Origin of the sequence: Miltoncostaea oceani (assembly GCF_018141545.1) — a bacterium.
In the GTDB taxonomy this organism is placed as follows: domain Bacteria; phylum Actinomycetota; class Thermoleophilia; order Miltoncostaeales; family Miltoncostaeaceae; genus Miltoncostaea; species Miltoncostaea oceani.
Genome location: NZ_CP064356.1, coordinates 226,384 through 250,819 on the forward strand (window position 1 = coordinate 226,384; position 24,436 = coordinate 250,819).

Annotated in this window: 25 protein-coding genes; 9 read left to right on the forward strand and 16 right to left on the reverse strand. The window is 71.9% G+C overall.

Features of this window, described 5'->3' with window-relative positions; translation table 11 throughout:
• Positions 1-119 precede the first annotated feature (119 nt).
• The 5 genes from IU369_RS01070 to IU369_RS01090 all read right to left on the reverse strand — a co-directional run bounded on the left by IU369_RS01070 (position 120) and on the right by IU369_RS01090 (position 3,971).
• Positions 120-644 (reverse strand): RNA polymerase sigma factor, encoded by a 525-nt coding sequence (locus tag IU369_RS01070; RefSeq protein WP_217922712.1) that lies wholly within the window; start codon positions 642-644, stop codon positions 120-122.
• Between the two features lie 103 nt (positions 645-747).
• On the reverse strand, positions 748-1,218 hold the full coding sequence (locus IU369_RS01075) for a hypothetical protein (RefSeq protein ID WP_217922713.1): 471 nt from the start codon (positions 1,216-1,218) through the stop codon (positions 748-750).
• A gap of 158 nt (positions 1,219-1,376) precedes the next feature.
• Positions 1,377-1,970 (reverse strand): RNA polymerase sigma factor, encoded by a 594-nt coding sequence (locus tag IU369_RS01080; RefSeq protein ID WP_217922714.1) that lies wholly within the window; start codon positions 1,968-1,970, stop codon positions 1,377-1,379.
• Between the two features lie 289 nt (positions 1,971-2,259).
• Complete coding sequence (locus IU369_RS01085) at positions 2,260-3,423, reverse strand: hypothetical protein (RefSeq protein WP_217922715.1); 1,164 nt, start codon at positions 3,421-3,423, stop codon at positions 2,260-2,262.
• Positions 3,420-3,971: an RNA polymerase sigma factor gene (locus IU369_RS01090; protein ID WP_217922716.1), complete on the reverse strand. Its 552-nt coding sequence runs from the start codon at positions 3,969-3,971 to the stop codon at positions 3,420-3,422. Before IU369_RS01090 ends, IU369_RS01085 begins: the two co-directional genes overlap by 4 nt.
• 275 nt (positions 3,972-4,246) lie before the next feature.
• On the opposite strand from IU369_RS01090, the gene IU369_RS01095 reads away from it, so the two are divergent.
• On the forward strand, positions 4,247-4,774 hold the full coding sequence (locus IU369_RS01095; RefSeq protein WP_217922717.1) for a hypothetical protein: 528 nt from the start codon (positions 4,247-4,249) through the stop codon (positions 4,772-4,774).
• Positions 4,775-5,060: 286 nt separating this feature from the next.
• Here IU369_RS01095 and IU369_RS01100 read toward each other — a convergent pair whose 3' ends face one another.
• The 4 genes from IU369_RS01100 to IU369_RS01115 all read right to left on the reverse strand — a co-directional run bounded on the left by IU369_RS01100 (position 5,061) and on the right by IU369_RS01115 (position 9,073).
• On the reverse strand, positions 5,061-5,201 hold the full coding sequence (locus tag IU369_RS01100) for a hypothetical protein (RefSeq protein ID WP_217922718.1): 141 nt from the start codon (positions 5,199-5,201) through the stop codon (positions 5,061-5,063).
• A gap of 332 nt (positions 5,202-5,533) precedes the next feature.
• Entirely contained in the window at positions 5,534-6,892 is a 1,359-nt protein-coding gene (locus IU369_RS01105) for a hypothetical protein (protein ID WP_217922719.1), read from the reverse strand.
• An 11-nt stretch (positions 6,893-6,903) separates the two neighbouring features.
• Positions 6,904-8,460 carry a hypothetical protein gene (locus IU369_RS01110; protein WP_217922720.1) on the reverse strand — a complete coding sequence of 519 codons (1,557 nt, stop codon included), beginning with the start codon at positions 8,458-8,460 and terminating at the stop codon, positions 6,904-6,906.
• Complete coding sequence (locus tag IU369_RS01115) at positions 8,453-9,073, reverse strand: RNA polymerase sigma factor (protein ID WP_343233213.1); 621 nt, start codon at positions 9,071-9,073, stop codon at positions 8,453-8,455. Before IU369_RS01115 ends, IU369_RS01110 begins: the two co-directional genes overlap by 8 nt.
• Positions 9,074-9,416: 343 nt before the next feature.
• On the opposite strand from IU369_RS01115, the gene IU369_RS01120 reads away from it, so the two are divergent.
• From IU369_RS01120 to mreC, 4 genes are all read left to right on the forward strand, one after another.
• A complete protein-coding gene (locus IU369_RS01120; protein ID WP_217922722.1) occupies positions 9,417-9,950 on the forward strand; it encodes an RNA polymerase sigma factor in 534 nt (177 codons plus the stop codon).
• Between the two features lie 80 nt (positions 9,951-10,030).
• Complete coding sequence (locus IU369_RS01125; protein WP_217922723.1) at positions 10,031-10,510, forward strand: permease-like cell division protein FtsX; 480 nt, start codon at positions 10,031-10,033, stop codon at positions 10,508-10,510.
• A gap of 281 nt (positions 10,511-10,791) precedes the next feature.
• Positions 10,792-11,319, forward strand: a complete 528-nt coding sequence (locus tag IU369_RS01130) for an RNA polymerase sigma factor (RefSeq protein ID WP_246551322.1) — start codon at positions 10,792-10,794, stop codon at positions 11,317-11,319.
• The gene (mreC, locus tag IU369_RS01135) at positions 11,303-12,673 is read left to right on the forward strand and encodes a rod shape-determining protein MreC (protein ID WP_217922725.1); all 1,371 of its coding nucleotides are present in this window, start codon (positions 11,303-11,305) and stop codon (positions 12,671-12,673) included. The genes IU369_RS01130 and mreC overlap by 17 nt, the downstream gene beginning before the upstream one ends.
• A 39-nt stretch (positions 12,674-12,712) precedes the next feature.
• Here mreC and IU369_RS01140 read toward each other — a convergent pair whose 3' ends face one another.
• Positions 12,713-13,216, reverse strand: coding sequence for an abortive infection family protein (locus IU369_RS01140; RefSeq protein ID WP_217922726.1), 504 nt, complete (start codon positions 13,214-13,216; stop codon positions 12,713-12,715).
• A 508-nt stretch (positions 13,217-13,724) separates the two neighbouring features.
• Here IU369_RS01140 and IU369_RS01145 point away from each other — a divergent pair.
• From IU369_RS01145 to IU369_RS01160, 4 genes are all read left to right on the forward strand, one after another.
• The gene (locus IU369_RS01145; protein WP_217922727.1) at positions 13,725-14,246 is read left to right on the forward strand and encodes an RNA polymerase sigma factor; all 522 of its coding nucleotides are present in this window, start codon (positions 13,725-13,727) and stop codon (positions 14,244-14,246) included.
• The gene (locus IU369_RS01150; protein WP_217922728.1) at positions 14,243-15,919 is read left to right on the forward strand and encodes a hypothetical protein; all 1,677 of its coding nucleotides are present in this window, start codon (positions 14,243-14,245) and stop codon (positions 15,917-15,919) included. The genes IU369_RS01145 and IU369_RS01150 overlap by 4 nt, the downstream gene beginning before the upstream one ends.
• Before the next feature lie 145 nt (positions 15,920-16,064).
• Positions 16,065-16,325, forward strand: coding sequence for a hypothetical protein (locus IU369_RS01155; RefSeq protein WP_217922729.1), 261 nt, complete (start codon positions 16,065-16,067; stop codon positions 16,323-16,325).
• A 270-nt stretch (positions 16,326-16,595) separates the two neighbouring features.
• A complete protein-coding gene (locus tag IU369_RS01160) occupies positions 16,596-17,192 on the forward strand; it encodes an SIMPL domain-containing protein (RefSeq protein WP_217922730.1) in 597 nt (198 codons plus the stop codon).
• An 89-nt stretch (positions 17,193-17,281) separates the two neighbouring features.
• On the opposite strand, the gene IU369_RS01165 is transcribed toward IU369_RS01160, so the two are convergent.
• The 6 genes from IU369_RS01165 to IU369_RS01190 are packed head-to-tail and all read right to left on the reverse strand — an operon-like array spanning position 17,282 to position 24,406.
• Positions 17,282-18,229, reverse strand: a complete 948-nt coding sequence (locus tag IU369_RS01165; RefSeq protein ID WP_217922731.1) for an ArdC family protein — start codon at positions 18,227-18,229, stop codon at positions 17,282-17,284.
• Positions 18,226-19,929, reverse strand: coding sequence for a type IV secretory system conjugative DNA transfer family protein (locus tag IU369_RS01170; RefSeq protein WP_217922732.1), 1,704 nt, complete (start codon positions 19,927-19,929; stop codon positions 18,226-18,228). Before IU369_RS01170 ends, IU369_RS01165 begins: the two co-directional genes overlap by 4 nt.
• A 9-nt stretch (positions 19,930-19,938) precedes the next feature.
• Positions 19,939-20,340 (reverse strand): hypothetical protein, encoded by a 402-nt coding sequence (locus tag IU369_RS01175; protein ID WP_217922733.1) that lies wholly within the window; start codon positions 20,338-20,340, stop codon positions 19,939-19,941.
• Positions 20,341-20,368: 28 nt separating this feature from the next.
• Entirely contained in the window at positions 20,369-21,598 is a 1,230-nt protein-coding gene (locus tag IU369_RS01180) for a VirB4 family type IV secretion system protein (RefSeq protein ID WP_217922734.1), read from the reverse strand.
• Positions 21,595-23,073 (reverse strand): SCO6880 family protein, encoded by a 1,479-nt coding sequence (locus IU369_RS01185; RefSeq protein WP_217922735.1) that lies wholly within the window; start codon positions 23,071-23,073, stop codon positions 21,595-21,597. The genes IU369_RS01180 and IU369_RS01185 overlap by 4 nt, the downstream gene beginning before the upstream one ends.
• Positions 23,063-24,406: a hypothetical protein gene (locus tag IU369_RS01190; protein ID WP_217922736.1), complete on the reverse strand. Its 1,344-nt coding sequence runs from the start codon at positions 24,404-24,406 to the stop codon at positions 23,063-23,065. Before IU369_RS01190 ends, IU369_RS01185 begins: the two co-directional genes overlap by 11 nt.
• Between the last annotated feature and the right edge of the window lie 30 nt (positions 24,407-24,436).

Below are 24,436 nucleotides of genomic sequence, written 5' to 3' on the forward strand. Positions count from 1 at the left end.
GTCATGAACCGGCGGCCGTGAGCTCAACGCGGTCAGCGCCGCGCGCGTTGCACGATCCCGGGCCTGCGAGGTCGCGCGGACCCGCGGCTCGGAGTCGCGGATGTCGTCAATGAGATCGCTCACGTCACCACTCCCAACCGGTCGCGGAGGTCTGTCATCGCGCGAGCGAGCCGCGATTGGGCGGTGCCGATCGGGACCCCGATGAGCTCGGCCGACTCGGCGAGGCTGTAGCCGAGCCAGTGGTGGAGCACCACGATCGTGCGCCGGTCGGCGTCCAGGCCACGGATCGCCGCAGCGACCTCGGCCTTGCGTGAGGACTCCTCCCAGTCGGCTGCCAGCTCGTCCTGATCGAGATCGACCTCCCGCGCGCGTCGCCGTTTCGTCTTGCGCAGATGGTCGAGGCCCTGATTCACGGCGATCCGCCGAAGCCACGCGCCGAACTCGCCCTCTCCCGACCACGCCGACAGCGAGCAGAACGCCCGCTCGAAGGACGCTTGGGCGACATCGTCGGCCGCAGGGCGATGAGCGGTGATCCCGAACGCGACCCGCCAGACCGCGTCGAAATGCCGCGCGACGAGCGCCTCACCCGCGCCGGCGTCTCCGGCCAGGGCGCGCTGAACCAGTGTGGAGTCGTCATCGGTCACGTCACTGAGTCTGACGTCGGTGGGGTGCCCTCTTGTCCCGGCGGATCGCAAGTAGCAGCGACTCAGGAAGGGGCGCAGTCCCCGCCCGGCGTTGCTGGTCGCATCAGAAGCCGGGCTGCGGAAGGGGCACGGTCCGCTCCGTGAGCACGTCATCCGCAGCATCCCGGAAGGTGAGCACGATCGTCTTCGGCCGAGCCGCGGTCAGCGTTTCCACCGGAATGCTGATGAGCATGTAGCCGCCACCTCGCGTGGCCCGGACCCCGGGAAGGCTCGCCTCCACCGCTGCGACCTCATCGGTCGTCCGAACGACGATCCGCGTGGGGTGCGTGGCGCGGCGGCCGTCGGATGCGCCATAGCTGCCGCAGATCGCGACAGGGTCCGGCACCTTACAATCGAAGGTTGTCGAGCCGACGAAGCCGCTGTCGGGTCGTGCATCGATCACGACGCTCGTCGGCCCGGACGGACCCCCGCGCTCACCGGTGAGCACGAGTTCCGCCTCGGGATCCTCGAGCGAGAAGCCGGGAAGAGCTCCTCTCACGGCCGCCGCGCCGGCTCCGGCGAGGGTGACGGCCACGACGGCGATGAGAAGCCCCCGTCGCCGCGGGGCGCGTCTCCTTCGGTTCACGTGCGCCGGGGAGTCGGCACGGTCTCCAGCAGTGGCCCGGAGCGTCTCGACGAGGCGCTCGTCGAACACCGGTGGCGTCTGCACCTCCGGGATACCAGGGGGCAGTGTCATCGTTTGGCGCTCCTGGTTGTGCTGACGGCGGGCGCGACGACGAGCTCATCGGCCGCGGCTCGCGCGAGCTTGCGTCGCGCCCGCGACAGGCGCATCCGGGCGGCGGCCGGTGCGATGCCGAGCACATGAGCCGCCTCCCGCGGCGTCAGGCCATCGGTCCCGACCAGCATCAGCAGCTCGCGCTCGGACCTTGGAAGATCGGCGATCGGTCCGGCCAGGCGGCGAGCGAGCCGGGACGCGTCGATCTGATCGTCGATGAGCTGGCGGTCGTCGTCGGAGAGGAGATCGCGCCCACGGAGGGCGGCGAGTCCGCGCGCCTCCCGCACGCTGCGCCGGCGTCGAGACGACAGCTCGTGGTGGGCGATGCCGATCAGCCAGGCGACAGCGGATCCCTTGCGTGGGTCGAACCGGTGAGCGGATTCCAGCGCCGCGAGGAAGGCGGCGGCGACGATGCCGGCCGCCTCGTCGGCGTTGCGGCATCGTGCGATTGCGTATCGCCAAACGCTGGTGGCGTGACGCCGATAGAGGGCTTCGATCGCGTCGGCGTCGAGCCCGCCCGAGATAGTTCGTGTTGAGGCGGCCCGCGTCATCGCCCGATGATTGGTCTGGGGCGGCTCGAGCGCAACGTCGGGTCGTGGCTCTTGCACTCCTGCCGCCTGGGCAGCCCGAGGGCCCAACTCCCACGCCTGCCGGCGCCGAAACGGCATGCTCCAGTGGCAACTGATTCAGGCTCGAGTCGACGAGCGCGTTGCCCGCATACACCCGGGTGGCGGCCGAGGGTGCAGCTCTCCGGCGTCCAGTCGGCCTTGGGGTTCCGTGGGAAGAGCATCCTGACCCCTGACGGAACGGTTGGCTTCTCAGCGGTGGAGGACCGAACCCTCAACCCCAGCCCGGTGAGAGTCGCACCCGCATAGCCGCACTGGAGGTGGAGCCCGCTTCATACGTCACGAGGATGAGGATCTTCGCGGTGACCGGAGGATCACCGGTCCATGTCGTCCCGCCGTTCTGCGCCGGGATCCGCAGCGGACCGTCGATGAGTCCCGCGGGCTGGAGGAAGCCCGCGAACCTCCTGCGGCGACCGTCCTTCAGGGGTCCGCTCCAGCGCGGATCACCGAGCACCACGCGACGGCCCGCGATCTTGGCGACGACCCGGAGGGCGGGCTTGCGCAACCAGATCATGAGGCCGACCCGGTCGCACGCGAACGAGCTCGCGGGTGAGCAGACGACGCCCAGATAGGGAGGGCGGGTTTGCAGCAGTCGGGCCTGCGAGCCGAACGGCTCGACCTTCACCGGAGGGAGTGGGCCGCCGATCTCCACCGGTATCGACTCGCGCCAGGCGGTGACCACGCCGTCGCTCGTTCGGTAGTCGATCACAGCCCGCCTGGTCAGGGGATCGAGGGCGGCGTGGAAGACGTTCCCGACGACCGGGAGCACCCGCCCGTTCACCGATACCTCGACGATCGCGTCGGGAACGAGCCCGTAGACGATGTGCGCGTTGTCGAGCACCTCCCCACCGGCGAGCGACACACGCGGCTGCCCGGGCGGTCCACATCCCGACGAGCCACCTCCGCGGCTGCCCAGGACGCGCGTGCAGATCGCCCCCGCCGACGTCTTTGCGAGGATGTAGCGATTGCCGGCCTCCGAGTCGGCCAGGCGGACCGTGTCCGGGACGACGCGCTCGGGGTACTGACCGTCGACAAGCGACGCTTCATCCCCGGTCTGGGCTCGATCGAAGATGCCGTAATGGATCGAGGGCGGGGCGACGCTCGCCGTGGGCGAGTCCTCCCCTCCGTGTACGAAGAGGAGCAGCCCCGCCACTAGCGCCACGAGTGCACCTGCTCCGGCGACGCTCATTGTGCGACGCGTCAGGCCCGCGACGCGACGCCGCCGTGTCGTCGCACGCACGGGCGCCTCGGACAGGATGCGAGCGAGCGTCTGGCGCGCAGCGGACGACTCCCCGGCGCCGGAAAGAGCCTCCGCCGACACCGGGTCGGCCTGGCGGAGCGCGCGGTCGGCTCGCTCGAGATCCGCGGTCCGCCTCATCGGGTCCCCTCCTGGTCTGGCGTGGTGATCGGCCCCGTGGGCTCCGGGATCGCCCGGTCCGGGCCGAGAGCAGCGGCGAACCGGCGCCGGGCGCGGTGAAGGCGGACGCGGAACGCGGTCTCGGTGCACCCGCACACCGCGGCCGCCTCGGCGCGCCCGAGCCCATCCCATGCCGTCAGGAGGAGGGCCTCGCGCTCCCGCGCCGTCAAGCGCGTGAGGGCGCTGCGGACCGCGTCGCCAGTGTGATCCGGGGGAGCACCGCTCGCCGTCCGGGCGTCCTCTTCCAGGCGTGCGTGGAGACCCTCCCGCCGTCCCTCGGCACGCCGCTGATTGGCGAGCGTGCGACGTGCGACGCCAAGCAGCCACGGCCGGGGCTCGGCGGGCACATCGGCCAGGCGGCGCCAGGCGACCGTGAAGACCTCGGCGGCGACATCCGCCGCGACGTCGTCGGGCGCCCGTCGTCGCCCGTAGGCCAGCACCGCCGCGTAGTGCTCGCGCCAGAGGGCTTCGAGTCGGTCGGCATCGCGGTCGCGGTCGTCCATGTCCATCCGGTCAATGTCCGGCAGGAAGGCCCACGTTACGCGGCTCGTTCCCGATTGAGTGGAGGAGGCCGGGCGGCACGGGCTGGTTGGCCCCGACGGACCGGTGACCGCGGTCCTGGCCCCGGCAGCTGCCGATGACGAGCCGTGAGCGTCATGCGCGCAGCTTCGTCGGTCCAAGCGCCCCAGCCCGCCCCAGGCAGCCCGCGGGCCGAGCTTGTTGAGCACCATGAGGCTCGAGGGCGAGCACGCGGGGGTGCTGCGGTGCCCGTAAGGTTTCTACCGTGGACTGGACAGTCTTCAGCGTCGCCGTCACCGGAGCCGTGGCAACCGTGGCCGCAGCACTTCTCTCGCCTTGGTTCGCCGGGAAGACGGAGCGTTTCAGGCTGCGCGAGACACGAGAAGATCTACGCCAGGCGCGCCGCCTGGATGCGCTCTATGCCTTTCAGGAGGCATTCCAGAAGGCGGAGGTGGCTGCGTTCTCCGTCGTGCGACTCGGCTTCGCCGTTCTGCGAGAGGACGAGATGCGTTCAGCCACCCCCTGGGCCGACGCTGAAGTGCGGTTCGGTGAGGCCATTGCCGCCGGTCGCCTCGCGGCTGCTCGCATCGTTGACGACGATCTGGTCGCCGGCTTCGATGCCTGGACAGGGGAGTACGGGAGGCTTCTCGCTTCACTCAATCCGGACACCTGGGCGGCGCGACCTGAAGCACAACGAGCCGCGGCGGTAATCGAGTCGCAGATCCCCCTGACGGAAGTTGGGAATCGTGTCAGGGACAGGATCCGCGAGTTGATTCCCGAGCTGGGCGGCTGAGTAGCCCGTCGTCTGCGGCTCGCCGAGCGAAGCCGGCGGCCGTGGCGAGGGTGCGGGTGGACCGCCCGGCGGTCCAAGCCCCTTGAGCACATGGTCTACGACCTGAAGGGCCGCCCCTACCACGTGGCGTCAGGTCCAGGGCCTGTGGGATGATCTGCCCATGCCGCTCGTCATCGTCGCGGTTCTCCTCGCCGCCGTGATCCTCGCCGCTCTCCTGATCCTCATGGCGGCGAGCGCGGCCGAGAGCGCGGTGCGGCTGGCGGGCATCGAGCGGCGGCGCGATCACCTACGCCGTGTCGGCGAGGCGACCCACGACGTCCAGCTCGCGGCAGACCACTACCAGCGCGCGATGGACTCCTCTCTCGAGCGGAGCTCCGGCGACGGGGTCCTCGCCCGGCGCGCTGAGGAGGTCCGCGACGCCGCCCATCGTTATCAGGAGACGTGCAGGCGTCTGGTGCGCGTCCTCGCGGGCGGTTCACGCCCGCCTGGGAGCCGGCACCTCCTCGACCTGCTCACCGATCCACACCACCCGGAGGCAGTCGCGACGGCGCGGCCGGCCGACGGGTCCTCGACGAACTCGTGCACCTGCAGGACGCCCTCGACGCCGCCGTCGTCCCCCTCGGACGCCCGGATGCGCTCTGGCGCCTCCGGGCGTCCTGGCGTGTCGCACTGCGATCCGCGAGGGCTCGCTTCCGGCGCGAGACAGCCTGAGCGCGACCACGGCGACGGCCGGAACGCTCGGTCGATGGCGAGGCTCTCCTACCGGCTCTCGGAGACCGAGATGTCGATAGGGCCGCCGTTCGGATTGGTGAGGGTCGCCCAGGCCGCGATGCGAGTTCCCTCCGCCGATCCGGCGTCGAGCGGCCACGTGTTCTTGGCATGGGGAGCGACGACGGTGGCGCTCGACCAGGTGCCGGATCGGTCCATCGATGCCGAGACCACATCGGCGCTCGACTGAGGGGCAAGCGACAGCAACCGTGACCAGAGGGCCGTGGGCGACTGCCCTCCGGCCAGGGAGAGGCTCGTCGAGGGCGGGCCGCGGTAGAGGCCCGGGCCGGCCGGGAGCGTGAAGGTGTCGAGGACCGCAGGTGGTGAGGGGGCTCCGGGGTTCGCCCCCAGTCGCGCGGCACGGATCGTGATGCTCTCCGACGGGACGGCCCATCGCACCCATGCGACGACCAGACCCTCGGCATCCGGTTGGGCCACCACGGTGCCGAAGCCGTTGACCGGGCCGCGGTCCAGTTCACTCGCTTCACTCCAGTCCACCCCGTCCGCCCGGCTTGCGACGAGCGCCGTCGCACCTCGTGCAGGACGCGCCCACATCAGGTTGAGACGCCCCTGAGCGTCGTAGGCGAGCGTCGGTTGCGCGCTGTCAGCGACGGAGGGATCGGGCAGCGCCATGTCACGCCAGAGCGCTCCGGCTGCCTCGCTTCGCGTCACAGCGAGCTGCAGCCGGGGCTTCGCGGAGCTGCCGCGGTTGATCGACGTCGCGAGGACCGCCTCTCCGCCCGGGCCGACGACCAGCTCGGGTGTGCTGAATACGTCGCCTGTATCCAGTACGGCGACGGGGTCGCTCCACCCCGCGGATGACCGGCGCGCCACGGAGATCGCGCCCCGTGGCCCCAGCGTGCTCCAGGCGACGACGGCCTCCCCGTCTTGCCCGATGGCCGCCTTCGGAAAGTAGGACCCGCTGATGACGGGTGCGATGACCTGGGGCTCTCCCCAGCGCCCGCCGGCGGGGCGGACGCTCGCCAGCAAGACGGTTCGTGAGCGGCTCCAGAAGGCGAAGGCGACGACGCCATCGCCTCGCTGATTGACCGCCATGGAGATGTCGCGGATGCGCCACAGCTGGGAATCGACGATCGGCGCGGGGGTGCTCCAGCGGCCGCCGAGCGGGCGTTCTGCGCTCATGAGCGCCCACTGCCCACCGCTGCGCTCGGACCAGACGGCAACGCTCGTACCGTCGTCGCTGGTCGCGCTCTCAGTGCTGCCGACGAGTCCGGCCGGGGAGAGGGTCACCGGTGCGCTCCATCCCGCCGGTGAGTCATCAGCCCGAAGAACGACGATCACGAGCGCCGCGACCGCGACCGCGACCGCGACCGCGACGCCGAGTGTCATCCACCGGCGCGTCATCCGCCACCGCCGCGGGCAGGAGGCGATCCATCGGCCACCGCGACGATCACTGCCGGTGACGAGCCACCGCCGACCCAGGCGAGCGCGCTCGTGCCGTCCTGGCCGATCGCGAGCGCCAGATGGAAGCTGACGCCGTCGATTCTCGCCCGCTCGATGGCGCCCGACAGCCCGGCGCGACGCTCGACGACGCTCTGATTGGGCTCGATCGTGCCGCGCACGAGGACGGTCGCGCGCGAGGGGTCCACGCCGAGGGCCGCCGAGAACGGCCGACCGGCCACAGGGCGTAGGGCGAGGGGCTCCCATTCACCGCCGACCGGTGCCTGGAAGGCGGACGACGAGTCGGGCAGCAGAACGGCGGTTCCCCCGTCGGCCATGGCAGCGAGCGCGCGCAGGTCGTTGAAGCCAGGGGCGGTCCGGCCGACGAGCGTCTCCGTGCTCCAGGCTCCCGAGGCATCGGCCGTGACCGCCCAGATGACCCCGGGCTGGTCGAGGTTGCGGGTGCCGCTCCAGGCGGCGACCGCCGTGCCGGCGGAGTCGATGGCCGTGGCCGGATAGGGCGGGTTGATCGTGGGCGTCCCGATCTCCGACGAAGCGCCCCACCCCGGGCGAGTCCCAAAGCGCGCGACCTGGAGCGTGTAGCGACGCTCGAGCCCCTGTCCGGCCCGGTTCGACCAGATGAGCGCGGCCCGCCCGGAGGGATCGATCGACAGCTGCGGGTCGACCGCCTCGCCAGGGCCGGATCCGACGCGCACCGGCGTCAGCCACGCGCCCGAGCTCGTGCGGGTGGACGACCAGACGGCGCCTCCCTGGTCCCAGGTCGCGACGCTCGAGCCGTCGGCGAAGACCCCGAGGCCCGGCGATTCCAGATCGCGGACGGTTGCGCTCTGGGGAGACACGTCCTCCGCGGCGCCCCAGACGCCCTCGGCCGAGCGGTGGCGCCCGACCACGGCCCAGCGGCGTGCGACGAGATCCGATAGCTCACCCGCCGGGGCGCCGCTCGGCAGCCGGAAGGTCTGGGTGATGCGCCGTCCCGCCGTGCGCTCACGCCAGATGACGGTGGTCCCGCCCTCGGCGTCCGAGCCGATCGCCGGGTAGGAGGCGCGCCGTGACGGGTCGGAGATCCGCTCGGGCTCCGACCAGGCGGCTCCGGGCAGGCGTGTCGCGACGACGATGCGGCCCGCGCGGGCCCACGCCACCGTCACCGTCCCGCGTCCATCGATCGCGAGCACCGGTGGGCCGTCGATCTGACTGACCGGCCGACCGACGACCTCGGGGGCCCCGAACGAGAGAGAAGCCGCCGGCCCGCGCGCAGGCTCCGAGCCGCCGCGGCTGATCAGCGTCGCGGCGACGGCGGCGCCGGCCGTCAGCAGCAGGGCTGCGGCGACGAGCAGGCGCGAGCCGTGGCGCGGCCGCGGCGCGAGGGCCGCCCACCGGCGCGCGGGTGAGGATGGCGCCTCGATGCCGATCGCCGCGCGGGCGCGTGCCTCGGCGCGCTCGCTCGGCTCCGGCCAGGCCGGGCGCACATCGCGAAGCTGCTGCTCGAGGTCAGGCACGGGGGGTCTCCGCGAGTCGTTCGCGCAGATCGGCCAGCGCGCGGGAGAGGCGGGAGTTGACCGTGCCGAGGGGAAGCTCGAGGGCCTCGGCGATCTCCGGCGGGGTGAGATCGAGCCAGTAGCGCATCACGATGACCGAACGACGCTCCACGGGCAGGCGGGCGACCGCCGCCTGCAGGTCACCGTCCGCGTCCGACCGGTCGACCCACTCCACGCTCGGGCTGTCATGGTCCTCGAGGTGGGTGAGGCGCCCTTCCGAGCGCAGGACGTCGATCGCACGCCGGGTGGTGATCTGTGCGATCCATGCCCCGAAGCGCGCCGGCTCCCCGAGATCGCCGAGCTTGGCGAAGGCGCGCACGAACGCATCCTGGGCGATGTCATCGGCGAGTGCCCGGCGCCCTGAGACGGCGAAAGCGCGTCTCCAGACCGACGGCCAGTGCCGACGAAAGAGCTCCGCGCGCGCCTCGGGCACCCCGTCGCGGGCGCGTTCGACAAGACCCTGGTCGTCAGATCGCATGAGGTCCACACACTGTCTGACGAGCGAGGTGGGCGAACGCGTCCCGGTGTCGCGCGCCGCCGGCGGCCAAATGCCGCCGCCCCTGTTCCCCGGCATCCGGACGTGGCCCTCGGCGCCCGCAGGGATGGATCGGTGGGTGGCCGGATGTTTTTCGGCACACCGATGATGTCCAGGCCACCGACGCGCGAACACGCCAAGAGAGCGGCCGGTGCCGCTCTCTTGGCCTGGATCTCGGATCGTGACCACAGCCGCTCCGCCGGTCGGGCATGCCGAGACCGGCACGCGCTCGGATCCGACGATCAGCGCTGCAGACGGGGCCGATGGGAAACGGGTGCTGACCCGAAGTTGGCCTGGAGGGTCGAGTGCGGAGGACGCCTAAACAGAACCCGCATCCCCGGTGTCTGTATGGATGGGACGAGTCACCGAGCGGGAGCGGTCGATGGATGCGGGTGTCGTGACAGAGCAGCAGTCGATCCACAACGGTGGCGCCACGGCGGAGGATCTCGAGGAGCTCTATCGCGCCCGACTCGACGTGTTCGTGCGGGTCGCGGCGGCGATCACCGGCGACCGCGATTCCGCCCGCGATGCGGTCCACGATGCCTTCGCGGCGTCCCTTCGCGATCTCGCAGCCTTCCGGCGGGAGGCGGCGCTCGAGAGCTGGGTCTGGACCGCGGTAGTCAACAGCGCGCGCAATCAGCGTCGCGGGCGCCGCCGGCGTCTGCGGCATGAGGACCCCGCAGCCACACCTGAGGCGACGGCCACCGCCGTTCCGCCGCTCGACCCTGAGATCCGGGCCATGGTCGCCGCGCTCCCGGAGCGGCAGCGCCTGATGCTGTTCCTGCGGTACTTCGCAGACCTCGACTACGCGACGATCGGAGCCGTCACGGGTGTGAGCACGGGAACCGTCAGCGCGACGCTCAGCGCCGCTCATTCCGCTCTTCGAACGGCCATGGAGACAGGAGGGCACCGATGACTGACGGCCGCGACCCCGAGGTCATGGCTCTGCTGGACCGGCACACGCCGGATCTCGACGAGCGATCAGATTGGCCGCGCGTGCTGCGGGAGGCGAAGACGGCCCGACCGACTCCCTCTCGCAGGTTCCGGCACCTCCGCTGGATCCCGACCGTCGTCGGCGCAGTCGGTCTCGCTGCTCTCATCGGGGCCCTGATCATCGCTACGCCGACCGGACGCGAGACGAGTGCGCCGCCGACCGCCGGCACGGCCAAGCCGATCACGACGGTCAGGGCCTACCTCCGAGACGAGGCAACGATCGCCGAGGTCGGGCACCTCAGAGCCGCCCTCGCCCGGCTGCTGAAGGACGGCCGCATCACCTCGTTCCGTTACGAGTCGAAGAGCGCCGCCCTTGAGCGCCTGCGTTCGCGTCTGAAGAACCCATCAATCCTCGATGAGTTGCCCGCGAACCCGGTGCCCGCGAGCTTCGTCGTCGATCTCGCCCCAGGGATTGGAGGTAAGGGTCTCGCTCGGGTGCTGGCCTCGGAGCCCGCGATCGATTCAGGGCTCGGGGTCCGATGAGCAGCGTCCCTGGTTTCGGGAGAACCCGGCTCGCCTGTGGAAAGGGGCCGTCTGCAGAGTGAGAAGAGCCGACCCCGGTGCGACGAATACAGGCAAGTGCCCCCGGACGTCAGCGCATCGGGCCTCGGTATCCCCTTGGGACGCGAGCGATCCCCAGGCGAGCGCTCGCCGCGCTTCTGGGACCGCAAGCTTCCCCGGGGGCGTCCTGATGGATGCGTCGCCCTTCGGTATTTCCACTCGGCGATGGATGCAGACGGGCCGTTCGCGAGTCTCATTGGGGTATGAACGTCTCCCCGAGCGATGAAGAACTCGTTGGCGAGGCTCGCGCCGGGTCGCGCGATGCGGCCGGACGTCTCTTCGATCGGCACTGGCGCGTGGTCTGGCGGGCCGCCTACGCAGTCTCGGGCAGCTCGGAGGGAGCCGAGGATTGCGCGCAGGACGCATTCATGCGGGCCTTCGCCCACCTCGGCGACTACCGCGGCCCGAGCTTCCGGGCGTGGGTCACCCGTATCGCCGTGAACAGGAGCCTCGACCACCTCCGCCGCGCGCGACGCCTCACGCCGATCAGCGAGGAGACCGTCGATCCCTCGGTGAGGATGCCCGCCCCCGACGCGGCCCTCGATCGGGCGCTCCGGGATCTGTCCGCCGACAAGAGGGCGATCGTCGTCCTGCGCTTCTGGCTCGGATACAGCCCTCCCGAGGTCGCCGATCTGCTCGGACTGCCGCTCGGGACGGTCCACTCGCGTCTGTCGCGCGCGCTCAATCAGCTGCGAGAAGACCTGGAGGTGACCGATGTCGAGCGAGCTTGAAGAGCGACTCCGTCGCGCGGGTGGGGATCTCCCCGAGCCCCCGGCCGAGGCGACGGCGCGCATCCGGTCGGCAGCCCTCGAGAGCCTCTCCGCTCCCCTCGTGCCGTCCCGCCTTCGCCGCACCGCCGTCGCGCTTCGCAGGCCGATCGGGATCCTTGCGACGGCGGGTGCCTTCGGGGGTATCGCCGTCCTCCTGGGACTCCTCATCGTCGCAGGGCCTTCCTCGGAGGACCCTGTTCCCGGATCGCTCCGTCCCGACCTGTCCTCCCTTACGAGTGTGCGCACCTGTCTGGAGCCGCGACTGCGCGAGCCCTGTGTGGCGGGCACGCCGCAGGTGCGCGCCGCGACGCCTGCCCTCCGCAACGCACCCTGGCTCTACGGCACCCCCGTGCGTCGACTCGGAAGCGAGCGGCCGCGCCCCTCGCTGATCTTCCCGGCGGGAACCACTTACGGGCAGGCACTCGATGCCCTCTATGTCTCGGCTGTCCTGACCGGGGCCCTGCCCCCCAACACGACCCTCGGTCCGCCTCTGCCGCAGGGCGCGGTGTTGCTCCGACCGACAGATCCCGCTCAGGGGATCGCCATCGACCTGCGCGCGCCGTTCGGCTACACGCCTCCGCACGGCATGATCTTCGGCGCCATCTACTCCGGGACGCCGAGTGGGCCGACACGCGGCCGCCTCTGGCCACCCGGGCTGCGGATCGCCGTGCCGACGCTGCCCGTGTGCATGATCATCAGCAACCGCGCCTCGGTACCGCCGAAATGCGGCCCGAGTGACGGGCCGAGCATTCGCGGAACTGACCGCAGCATCCAGGCGCTTCCGAAGGTCATGGTCGCCGCGGATCTCGTCCCCGGCTATGCGTCCGTGGCCGGGCCCGTGGTCAGTCGCTCGCCGGCGAGCTGGTTCTCGGGAGCCCGGATCGGGGTGGGGTCGGCCGACGGCGTGCTGGCGGACTCCCCGGTCGTATTCGTCACATCGAGCGGCCCGGTGCTCGTCGGGAGGGTCACGAAGGCGTCATCGAGGACGGCAGAGGTCGCGTTCATCACGGACGGTCGCTCCGTCGTGGGCGCGACGGTCTCCAGAGCAGGGAGCCGTCCAGGAGTTCTGCGGTCTCCCGCGGTCGGGAAGCTGGTCTTGGAGCGAGTCCCGGGAAGCATGTCTGGCGAGGTCGTCGTGACGAGTGGTCTCGCCGCCGGCACGGGACCCTCGATCTATCCCCGGGGCTTGAGGATCGGACTCGTGGCGCGAGTAGGTGACCCGGGGTCGCGGCCAGGCCAGGAGATCGAGGTCGTCCCGACGCGGGACCCCGGCTCGCTCACCGAACTAACCGTTCTCGTGCCCCGAACTGGCTAAGGGGAGGCCGGTCCCTGGGGCTGGTTGTCGCTCCTGCTCTCAGTCCGCCGAAGGCTTGGACCGCGCGCGATCGTGCCAGGTCTCCAGCAGGAACGTTGCGACGGTGCGCGCCGAATCCGCCGCGAGATGCGCGTGACGCGCACGGAGGGGACTGCGTTTGGTCTTGCCGTGCCCGGTCCCAAGTTCGTTCCTCAACGCGTTGAGGCCGTGCACCGCTGTCTGCAGGCTCTCGAGGACGCTGGCCGCCGAGGCGCTGCCCTTCGCGCTTCCCGGCACCGAGTCCTTCGCGATGCCAAGCTCGGTTGCGGTGGCCTGGTAGAGGGCGTGCATGTTGCGAAGCGCCTTCAGATTCTGGCCTTCTGCCTCAAGGATCGCCTTGCAGACGGCCTCGACGAGCTCCTTCGAATGCCCGATCGCCTCGTCGGGGCGCTCTTCGCACAGCGCATCAATCCGCGACATCTTGTCGCGGAGCAACTCCGGGTCCGTGAGCAGGTGGTAGTTCGAGAAGTCGAGCGGGGGCCGTCGTTCCTGGGCCGGCGTCACGCGACCGTCGTCGGCGATCTCGAAGCCGGCCTGGCTCCAGGCCGCGCACGAACGGCTCCCACTTGCGCCACCAGCCCCCGTCTGGCCGGCGGGCATGCTCGACCAGGGCGCGTGAGTAGATCCGCAGAAGGCGTGGGCCCGCGGTTTCATCGGGCCAGTCGATGCCGAGCTGATAGCGCTCGGCGAGGCTGCGGCGCTCACCTGTCAGCTCAACACGCGAGGCGGCGACGGGCCTGAACCCCTCCCCGTCGAATAGGTCTCTGATCGCGCCGAGGTACACGTCGCTGCAGGCATTGCGGAAGGCGATCTGAACCGGGCGCGGGACAATCCGGTTCGCGGTGGTGCTGGCTCCGGTCACGAGTGCGACTCTATTGCGGTCTGCCGCCGCACGGATAGGAAGCTGCAACACTCGAGGGGTCTGGCCGGAAGCCTCCTCAACGTCGTGATCCTCGCCGGGGCGACTGACCCGGGAGCGGACGGGGCTGCGCCTGCGTATGGATAGGCAGCGATGAAGACCCTGACCGACAGCGAGCTGGTTCTCGCCATCAGAGCGGGATCGAGGGAGGCCGCCGACGATCTGTTCGCTCGCCACTGGCCGCGGGCGTGGAAGGCGGCCTACGCGGTCCTCGGGGACCGCCCCGCCGCCGACGATGCCGCCCAGCGCGCGGTGGAGCGGGCCATCCGCGCCCTCGACCAGTTCCGCACCGATGGCTCGTTCGGCGCCTGGATCGGCCGGATCGCGGTCAACCAGGCGATCGACATGCTGCGGCGCTCGCCCCGCGATGCTCCCCTTCCCGAGGCGCTGTCCGCACCCGAGGTCTACGCCGAGATCCTCGAGCGCGACGCGCTGCTCGCGGCCGTCGCCCGGCTCGACGAGGACCGCCGGGTCGTCGTCGCCCTGCGCTATTGGCTCGACTTCGACCCGCCGGAGATCGCCGAGCATCTCGGCATCCCGATCGGGACGGTCTCCTCGCGCCTGTCGCGCGCCCTGTCGGACCTACGCGGAATCCTGGAGGTACCCGAGCCATGAGCGATCTCGAGACGCGCCTCCGCGCGATCGGAGAGCTCCTTCCCGACCCCGACGAGCGGGCGACCGAGGCGGGCCGACGGGCGATGCACGACGCACGCGCGTCAGCGCCCTGGGCCACCGGCCGGCGCAGGTCGTGGTTCGCCTCGCGCGGGCCGCGCACCTACCTGATTGCGGCGGCGCTGGCGCTCGCCGTCGGCGGCGGGGCGCTCGCGGCGGGTGGCTGGGGCATCTCCGACCTGCCGCCCTTCGGCGACGACGACCGCTCCGCCTTCGTGCTGCCGGCCACCGACATCCTCCCCGGTGGCTACGAGCGCACACGCCCGCCGACGTACGCGGACCTGCCCGAGCGCCCGTCTCTGCTCTTCCCGGCGGGCGTGGGCTACACGGAGGCGCTCGCGCGCTACTCCGCCGCCCGGCAGGCCGGCCGGATCCTGCCGGAGGGCGTCGAGCTCACCGATCCCCTGCCGGCGGGCAAGGTGGTGATGGTGCGCTCCGACGGCCGCGTCGCCCTCGACCCGGCCGCCCCCTTCGGCTACTCGGCGACGACCGGGCTCGTTACCACCCTGAGCGCACTATTCGACGGGCGGGCGATACCGATCGCCCGCTGTCAGCTGCTGATCGGCGCGGACGATCCGGCCTCGCCGGCCTGCGACCAGGCCGGCGTGCGGCGCGCCTATGTACGCGAGGGCGTCGCCGGGCGCTGGGTGCCCTCGCCCAACGAGGAGGCGGTCTTCGATCGGCTGACCCCTGCGAGCACCGAGCTCTCGGTGATCGACCGGCCGACGACCCCACTGGTGCGGCTCCCGTCGACCCTGCCGCTCGCAGAGCCCGGCTCGGGGGCGGCCGCGCCCCGCGTCGGCAGGCTGGCCCTCGAGACCCCGGACGTGCGCCTGATCGTCGTGCCGGTCGAGCCGGACCGCCTCTGCTTCATCGCGCAGGAGCGGGCGGGGGGAGCCGGCTTCTCCTGCGGCCCGAGGGCGACCTTCCTCAACCGGGGCGCCTCGCTCAGCGGGGGGCGCTACATGAACGGCCCCTATCGCCTGAACGGCCTCGTCGGTGACGGAATCGACCGCGTGAGCACCGATGACGGCACCGTCGTGCGTGTGACCAACAACGCCTTCACGATGCTGCCGAAGCCCACGGCCCGCGTGCTCACCTTCAACGGACCGGTCGGCTCGTTCCGGATCGCGGTACCGCGCTTCGGTGATGGCGGGCCACCGCGCTTGACGCCGGATCGCTCGAAGCAGCGCGAGCTGCTCGGCGTCGATCTCGCAGATGGCGGCCGCGCGTCGATCCGGGTCGCGCCGAACCGCGGAGGTGGCCGGTGCGTCTGGGTCTACGTGAAGAAGAACTCGCGCAGCTTCGCGTGCAGTCGGCCGGGCGACTCACCATCGCTTCCCGACGATCAGGTGACCGGGAGCTTCATCCGTCGCATCGACCGGATCCCCTCGCTCTTCCAGGGCCAGTTCTCGTCGCGAGTCGGCTCGGTGGAGATCGCGTATGCGGACGGCACTGCCACCCGCCTGCGTCCGACCGAGGGCTACGTGCTCTACGAGGTGCCTGCGGCGCATATGACCAAGGAGCGGCGGGCGGTCTCGGTGACGACCTTCGATCAGCAGGGGGTCGCGTTGGTGAGGGAGGAGGTGCGCCGCCCGGGGTCCCTCAGACCATGACGGGAAGCGAGCGCCGCCGCTCGGAGTACTAAGGGCGGGATGCGAACGACCTCGTGGCGCGTCTAGTCATCGAGAGGGACGGACGAGGAGCCGCACGATGTCAGCAGGGGACCGACCTAGCGAAACGCTTCTGGGCCTGGACCCCGTGGTCTGGGACGAACCGGCGGGACCCGCGGGGGCGTCACTCGATCGACTGCTCTCGCCCGGCCAGTTCGTCCTGACCGAGCCGGACGCCTCGGAGTTCGTCTGCGCCGACCGCCGCCAGCTGCAGAGAAAGCTCGCCGAGTGCGAGGCCCGCGGCATCGAGCCCTCCGAGGTGCGCTGGCGCCGACGCGACGGCTCGATCGAGAGGCACGCGGGCCGGCCGCCCGCCGGATGGGGCGCCGAGACCGGGCGGGCCTCATGACCTCGGACGCCGAGGCTGGCCGCGAGGACCCAGCCGTCGCGAACGCGCTCTGGCCCGACATCGCGGTGCGCTTCGAGGTCGGAGGGGTCGTCCCTCGCTGGCGCGCGTCCTCGGTCCATCCGGAGCTTGGGCCGATCAGCGGGCGCGGGATTTCCCACGAGGCGGCCGTCCGATCGTTGGTGCGCGGCATCCGCCGTAGACGCTTCGTGCCGGCCGACGCCGACCCGTCGGCCCCTGTCGACGCGCTCGCAAGGGGGCTGCTCCCTGAGGGTGGCGCCCCATAGTCCAGTCCGCCCCCCCCGGTCAGCGTCGACTCGACGAACCGACCGGTTCCGCAGTACTCAGGAGGTCACCATGAACGCGTCACGTAAGAGCCTCACCACCCTGGCCGCCGTGGCGGCGCTCGCCGCCACGGCCAGCACCGCCAACGCCCAGAGCATCACCGCACTCGGCGTGTCGCAGGTCAAGGTGGTGGCGCCCGCGCCGCTCACCAACGCGAAGATCGTCAAGGCCGTGTCTGCGGCCCGCAAGCTCGCGGTTCCCCAGGCCATCGAGGCTGCCCGTAACCAGGCCACCCGTATCGCCATCGCGGCGGGTCTCCAGCCGGGGGCCGTCCTCGAGGTGGCCGAGACCGCGCCAGGCCCCTACGGCTTCTACTATGGCTTCGGCACGTTCGGCCGCTTCGGCCCCGACCAGTACTGCGGGCGGGTGCAGAGCGTGAAGCGCGCCCCCACGGTCAACGGCAGGCGTGGCCGGGTCATCTCCCGGAAGACCGTCACCCGCTGCTACAAGCCGTCCTCGATCAGCGTGTCGCTCTCGGTGACTTACGACGCCACACCCGTTCCGGTGACGCCGCCGGCAGCCTGATCGCCCACCCTCCAGCTCTGGATGTCGGCCGCGTGCCAGTGGGCTGTTCCCACTATCCGCGGCGGCCCGAGGTGCCGGCACACATTCCTTCAGCGATCACGCCCGGAGATCGGCGGGTTCCCGCGCGCCAGTCGCTCGTTGGCCAGCGGACGCGCCACCACGTGCGGCGCTTCCCTGGCGCGCGGCTCGATCGACAACCCCAGCCCGTCTTCGAGCCGGGAGGCGATGCGGTGCACCGCCTCGGCGTAGGCCGCCATCTCCTTGGGCGCCGCCTCGGCCCGCCCCGCCACGTACGGGACCGCTTGCCCTGCAGTGTCGAGCCTCACCGCTGACAGCGCAACGAAGGCGGCGGTCTCGGCGACCACCTCAGCACCCGCGCGTCCAAACTCCTCATATCGAGCGCCGTGCACGTGGGCTAGCTCATGGACGAGCACCGCGACCTGTCCGTTCGGCTCGAGGGCCGACGAGAGCACGATCTGCTTGGTGCGGTGATCGACGAACCCCTCCGCATGGCCCGGCATCTGCCGGCGTCGCTCGACGACGTACCCGGCCTCTGACGCCTGTCGCTCCAGGCAGGTCGACAGATGAGCGTGCGAGTGGCCCGACAGCGCTATGACGGGAGGCGGCTCCGGGAGCGGCGGGCCGTCAGTCTGGGAGATGTCGAACACCGGCACCAGCACGAAGGCCCGCACCGAAGTCGTCTCGTCGCCGGTCGCCTCGTCGCGCTCGCGCCGCATCGAGGGAGCCCAGATCCGGAGCGACCGCTCACCTCGTCGCACCTGGCGCCCCAGCTCGCTCCAATGGCGGAAGCTCGCAACGGTGGTCGCGTCGGGACGCTGAGCGAGGATCAGCAGGGTGTTGTTCAGCGAGTAGCCGCGAAGGAGGGCCCGCGCCTTCGCGAAGCGCTGCCACCCCTCCGAGCTGCGCAGCTCGTTGCAGGCCGCCTCGAGGTGCGCACGCGCCTTCTCCCGGCGTTCTTCCGCCTGCTGGGCGACCGCCTCGCGCGATGGCCGATGTCCGCTCCCGCGAGGCGTCATCGTGTCCCGCCCTGGGGCGCGGCCAGTCCTCGGAGGGAGCGTTCGCGGTACCAGGGCCGAAGGGAGAGCCGAGCCGGCGGAAGGTGGCCATAGACCAGGATCGCCTCCCCCGGGGCGATCCCCCGTACGGCGTCCGCCGGGGCAAGCCGTCGCGTGCGGGTGCCCCGCGTGCGGCTTGTGCTCCCGCGCTCGCCGCGTGTGCGGCTCTCGTAGCCCACCTCCTCATCGCCGAGGGCGCGGCCGAGGTACTCGAGCGTCCGCCCATCCGAGATGCCGGACAGGAAGAGCTTGGCCCGGTGGTTGGCGAGGATCGTGTCGGCCGCCTCGCCATAGCGCGAGCGCGCCTGAGCCAGGTCCTGGAACACCGTCACCACCTGGATTCCCTGACCGGCCGCGGTCGCTGCGATCTGGGGAAGGTTGCGGATCGGCGCCGTGTTGGCCGCCTCATCGAGCACCACCAGCAGCGATGGACCACACGGCCGCCCGGCGGCCGCTCGCGCATAGGCCGCATCGACGACGTGCTCGACCAGGCCGGCGAACAGGGGAGCCAAGCGCTCCTGATCCTTCGCCGGGGCGACGATGTAGAGCGTGTTCCGACCGTCGAGTAGAGCCCCGGTATCGATGCCATGACGGGCCGTGCTCTCGAGCACCGCCGGATCGGCGAAGGGCGCGAGCACCGCCTCGGTGGTGGCATAGACCGACGACAACGTCCGCTCCTCCCGCCGGCAGGTGGCCGTGAAGGCGGCATGGGCGTCGGGCTCACCGAGATCGAGCAAGAGGTCGGCCACCACCGTCTGCTCACCCGAGTCGACCCAGCTCACGACGTCGCGCATCGAGCCGTCGATCTTCCCCGCCGCAGCCAGGAGCAGTGGCGCGAGCAGCTTCGCGGCCATCTGGAGCCAGAACTCGGCGTCCCGGCTCCCCGAGGCCGCCTGGGCGCTCGTCAGGTTGTGGGCCATCCGGCGGGCGTCGGCCCACTCGACGCACGAGCGCACCGGATCCCAGCCGACGACGCGCTCGTCATCGAGGTGCGCGGCGCCGGTGGGGTCGTAGATCCAGACCTCGCCGCGGGAGCCTCGGGCGGCCAGAGTGCGATCGAGCAGGTCGCGCTTCACCGACACCGCGAGCACCGGCCCCGCCGCCTCGAGGATCGCGGGGATAGCCAAGCCCGCCGTCTTTCCCGACTGGCTCGGCCCGATCACGATCGTGCTGGCGCGCGGCTCGGTGGCGACGAGGCGTCGCCCGAGCCGGCCGAGCGTCAGCCGTCCCGGTTGCGCGCCTCGCACGACGAGGGCCCGGAGGTCGCTCGCGCGGGCCCAGCGGGCCCCCGACTCGCCGCGGCTCGCGGGGGCGGCCCATGGCGCGCATCGTGCGACGCGCGCCGCCGCCAGGCCGACGGCCGCAAGGCCGCCGAGGACGGTCACCGTCACCGCGTAGAAGCCAGCGGGCCCCGGCAGGCGACTGCGGTCGGGCGCCGGCCAGGCGGCCGCCGGATCCGAGAGCGTGCTCGGCAGGCGCGAGAGCACGCCCGGCATCTGACCTAACCCGGCCGAGAGTGCTCCGTCCCCGAGGGCCAGCCCGGCGAGTTGGCCGATCCCCCAGACGATGAACGCGATTCCGAGGGCGCCGGCGGCGAGGGCGAACCCGATGCTGACCCACGGGTCGTCCGGCGACCCCGCGCCTCGATCGAGCGGCGACACGGCCGCCGTCTACTTCGGGACTGCGGCGCGCACCTTCCGGGGCCGGCGCACTGGCGCGCGGACGCTCTCCGCATTCTGCTGCTCGGCCTGGAGGTCCGGGATCGCGCGCTCGAGGGCCCGCTCGACCGCATCGACCACCTCGGCCAGCCGCGGCAGTGCCTCGTCGGCCACGCTCGGCGCGAGGCCGCAGGCGCGCATGCCCTCGAGCCCCGTCACCGCTCGCCCGAGGTCGCCGACCGCCAGGCGAAAGCGCCCGTCAAGGCGCTCCGAGGCGCCGTATCCCGCCACTCGGTCAGCGAGCGCCGTCGCCCGCCGGGCGACCTCGGAGTCCGTGGCGCGCGGCAGTAGGGCCTGCGGGATCTCCAGCGCCGCGGGGCTCGTGGCGAGGGAGGGAAAGCTCTCGTCGCTCACATCGATCTCCTTCTCTGGGTTGATTGGGTCACGCCGAGACACGCATACGCGCGTCGGTGTCGACGAGGGCGCGCTCGGCTCGGGAGAGCCGGTGCTCGACGACGAAGGAGCGCTCGCCGACCTTCCAGAGGGCGACACCCCGGGGCAGGGTCGCCACGTGGTCGACCTCGGTGCCGGTGAGCCCGACCATCTCACGGGTCGCCTCCAGATCGGCCGGGCTCTGGGCGAGGATGATCCGGGTCTCCGAGTCCGACAGCAGGCCCTGGGCGATCTTCGCCTCGCGCGATCCGACATCGCCTGCGGCCGCCAGGTCCGAGAGGCGATGGACCACCAGCATGTTGGCCACCCCGTAGGAGCGCGCGAGCTTCCACGAGCGCTGAAGGAAGGTCGCCGCAGCCGGGTCGGCCAGAACCGCCCAGCCCTCGTCGAGCACCACGAGTCGCTTCAGTCCATCGCCTCGCACTAGGCGCCCCGACAGCCATGCGCTCACGCAGACCATCAGCACCCCCATCGCCGGCGAGCCATGTAGGGACGAGAGATCGAGCACCACGATCGGCGCATCGAGCTCGACGCCCTCGCTGGTCGGGCCGTCGAACATCCCGTGCAGGTCACCCTCACAGAGGCGGCGCAGCTCCAAGGCGCATCCACGCCCGTAGGTGGCGAGGTCCTCCGCCCCGACCGCGATCGAGGTCGCGGCCTCGGCGGCCGGATGCAGCAGGTGGTGCTGGACGGCGGGAAGGGTCGGCGCTCCGCCGGCGGCGGCTGCCCGGTAGGCGAGGTCAAGAGCCGTGTGCTCTTGGGGCTCCAGGGCTCGCCGCAGCGATCCCGCGACCAAGGCCCCCAGCAGCGCGACCCGTTCCTCGCGGCCCCCTGCGGCATCGAGTGGGTTGAGCCGGACCTCGCCGCCGGGGACCAAGCGGATCGGCCGGCTGCCGAACCACTCCGCCAGCGGCCCGTACTCGCCCTTCGGGTCGATCACCACCGCTCGTCGGCCGAACAGCGCCTGGCGGGCGAGGTAGGTCTTCACCAGCGCCGACTTGCCGCGACCGACCTGCCCGGCGACAAGGGCCGACGGCCCGGTGAGCACGCCCTGCTCGTAGAGCACCCACGGGTCGAAGCAGAAGCTCGCGCCTGAGTAGACGTCGCGCCCGATGTAGACCCCGCGCCCACCGAGTCCGCCCTCGCCCATGAAGGGGTAGGCGGCCTGCAGGTGGGCGCTCGTCAGCTGATGGGCCGGGTGGCGGGGCCGCCCCCTCATCGCAGCCCTCGGCAGAGGGGCAGGGTGTAGGTGAACCCGATCGCCTGCTCACCAAGGAGCGGCCGCAGCTCGAGGCGCGCCATCTGGGCCGACTGCTCGATCTCCGCCGTCGCCGCGGCGAGCTCGTCCTCTCGTGAGGCGGAGACCGTGACGTAGCCCGAGAAGCGGACCCCCGAGTGACCCTCGGCGAGCTCCTGCTCGCGCTCGAGGAGCGCCTGCTGCTGACGCCTGCGCCGGGCGGTGGCGAGGAAGCCCATCCGCGCGCGCAGCTCGTCGTCGGAGATCTCGTTGGTGCGGGCGTTCTCGGCCGAGCGGAGCGCGCGCGCCGGGTCAAGCGGCTCCATCACCACGGCGACCGTGCGCCGGGTGGCGCCGCCGAGCAGGAACGGCAGCAGGAAATCGGCGCCGACCTCGACCCGGGGCCACTCGGCGATCCAGTAGGTGGAGTGCAGGGCGTCATCGCTTCGGTAGTGGCGCCAAGACTCCTCGGCCGCCATCGGCCCGGCGTTCGCCGGCGCGGTTCCGGCGCGCTCAGGATCGCCGCCACCGAGGCGGTCGAGACGCGGGCGGTCGTCCGGGCAGAAGCCGAGACGAATCGCCCGGGCGAGCAGACGCGGGCTGAGCGCACCGCGCACCACGACCTCGGCCCGCAGCAGATGCTCGGAGAGGGCCGTCAGCTCCCGCATCAGGACCGTGACCGCCCCCGCTTCGCCGCCGCCGGCGCGACGAATGGCCCCCGAGGCGCGGCGAGTGTCGATCTGGAGGGCGAGGAAGGTCTCGTGCTGGCGACCGGCGGGCCCGGCCTCGTCGAGCAGTTCGAGGTAGGAGCGAACGCCCGGGTGCGAGGCGGGGAGGGTGAGGCCGTCACGCAGGTAGCGCCCGAGCTCATCGACGGGCTGGGTAACCGTGCGATCGATCCAGGCCAGACGGCTTACCGGGCTGCCCGGGCGGGCGAAGCCGGACAGCACCGAGCCCCAGCGCGCAAGCCGACGCTCCTTGTCGTCGACCTCGAGCAGCGCGAAGGCGCCGCCCTCGACCGCGAGGACCGCCGTCCAGGTGGAGCCCTCGTGGGCGATCCCGACCTCGCCGCGCGAGGCCCGGGCCGAGAGGATCCGAAGCCCGGTGAGGCTCTCCGGGAGGTCGAGATCCTCGTCCTGGCCCAACCCGCGCCCGCGCGTCGGTGCCCGGGAGAGGTGGCGATGGCCGCCGGTCGCGCGCCGGCTGGCGAAGCCCGTCGCGATCGCTGCCCAGGCGATCGGCGGGCGACCGCCGAGGCGCAGGAAGGCGCTCGCAAGGCCGGATCCGGCAACGGACAGTCCTGCGAGAGCGCCGGCGGTGGTGGCCGCGACGTTGAGGCAGACGACCAGGCCGACGAGCCCGAGCGCGACGCAGGCGATCTGGCTCCAGCCGAGGCCGCCGATGGCGCCCCCGGGCTCGATCGGCCCGAAGCGGTAGCGAGTGGGCTCAGGCGCCATCGGCGCCTCGGAGGGGCAACTGCGCACCGGGCGGCGGCCCGGCCGGTCGACGTCGCTCGGGCGGCGAGGGAGCCGGTCGCGAGGTGGGGGCTCCCGAGGGCTGGGCCGGGCTGGCTGCCGTGGCTGCGACGGTGGGCACCTGGCCCCCGGCGGGCGGACGGGAGCCAGTCGGCATCGAGCCGCCGCCGGGCGCTCCTCCGGGCGACACGGAAGCCGCGCCACCGCCACCACCGGTGGGGCCGGATCCGCTGCCGCCGGACCCGCCGCCACCAGACGCGCCACCCATCGCCCCTGCGCCGAGCGCGAACGCCCCGGCGCCCGTTCCCACTGCGCCGAAGGACATGCGCGTGCGGGCCACGTTCCACGCGAGGGAGGTCCCGGTCGTCGTGGCCACGGCGTGGCTGGCCTCGCGCTGGGGCTGCGCGATCTCGGCCGCGAGCGGGATGAGCGAGAAGAGCACGAAGGGCGAGAAGGCCGACAGCAGGAACATCCCCGCTCCGGCGAGGACAGCTGAGGGCCCGTCGCCCGAGGTGAGCGCCGAGAGGCCGAGCGACAGCGTCGCCACGATCACGAGCTTGGAGAGGATCGCCGCGACGATCAGTTGCACGAGGCGCCGCACCCAGCCCGAGAGCGCCGGCCAGATCATCGTCGCGAGGAAGAGCGGCAGGAACATCACCGCCACGTAGACCACCCCGGCGCGCAGGATCAGCTCGAACCAGACGAAGATCGCCGCGAGCGCCATCACCAGTGCCATCAGGAAGGACGCAAAGAGCGGGACCGGCCCGCCGACGGCGCTCGCCTGGGTGAGCGTGCTGGCCAGCGCGTGGGTGTCGTTGGCCACTCCAGCCGTGAGCTCGGCCGAGAGGGCATCAGTGACCGCGAGCGCGGTTTGCGTGACGCTCACGGCGAGCCCCGTAAGGAGCATCGCCGCGGGGAGATGTAGGAGCCCGACGCGGATGAGGAGCCCCCCATCCTGACGAATCAAGACCTGCAGCACGGTGAGGAGCAGGAGGGGCAGCAGCAGGATCGCGCCCGCCTGGAACATGAAGGCGTAGTGGCTCTGGAACCAGGAGGCCGAGAGGTTGACCGAGGTGGTCGAGTCGATCGCGTCAGCGACCTGGAGCAGGAGCCAGGAGGCCCCCTCGCCGACCCAGCTCGTCAGCTGACCGAGTACCGCGTCGCCGGCCGCGCCCGCCGCGGCACCAGCCGCGTCGCCGGCCGCGCTGCACAGGACGCTGACGCCCGGGACATCGCAGGGCCCGGGAAGGTCCACCGCCTCGGCGCGAGGAGGGGGACTCAGGAGGGGGAGCCCCGTCGCGATGACGAGAGCCAACAGGCAGACGCTCGCCGAGCGATGTCTCGA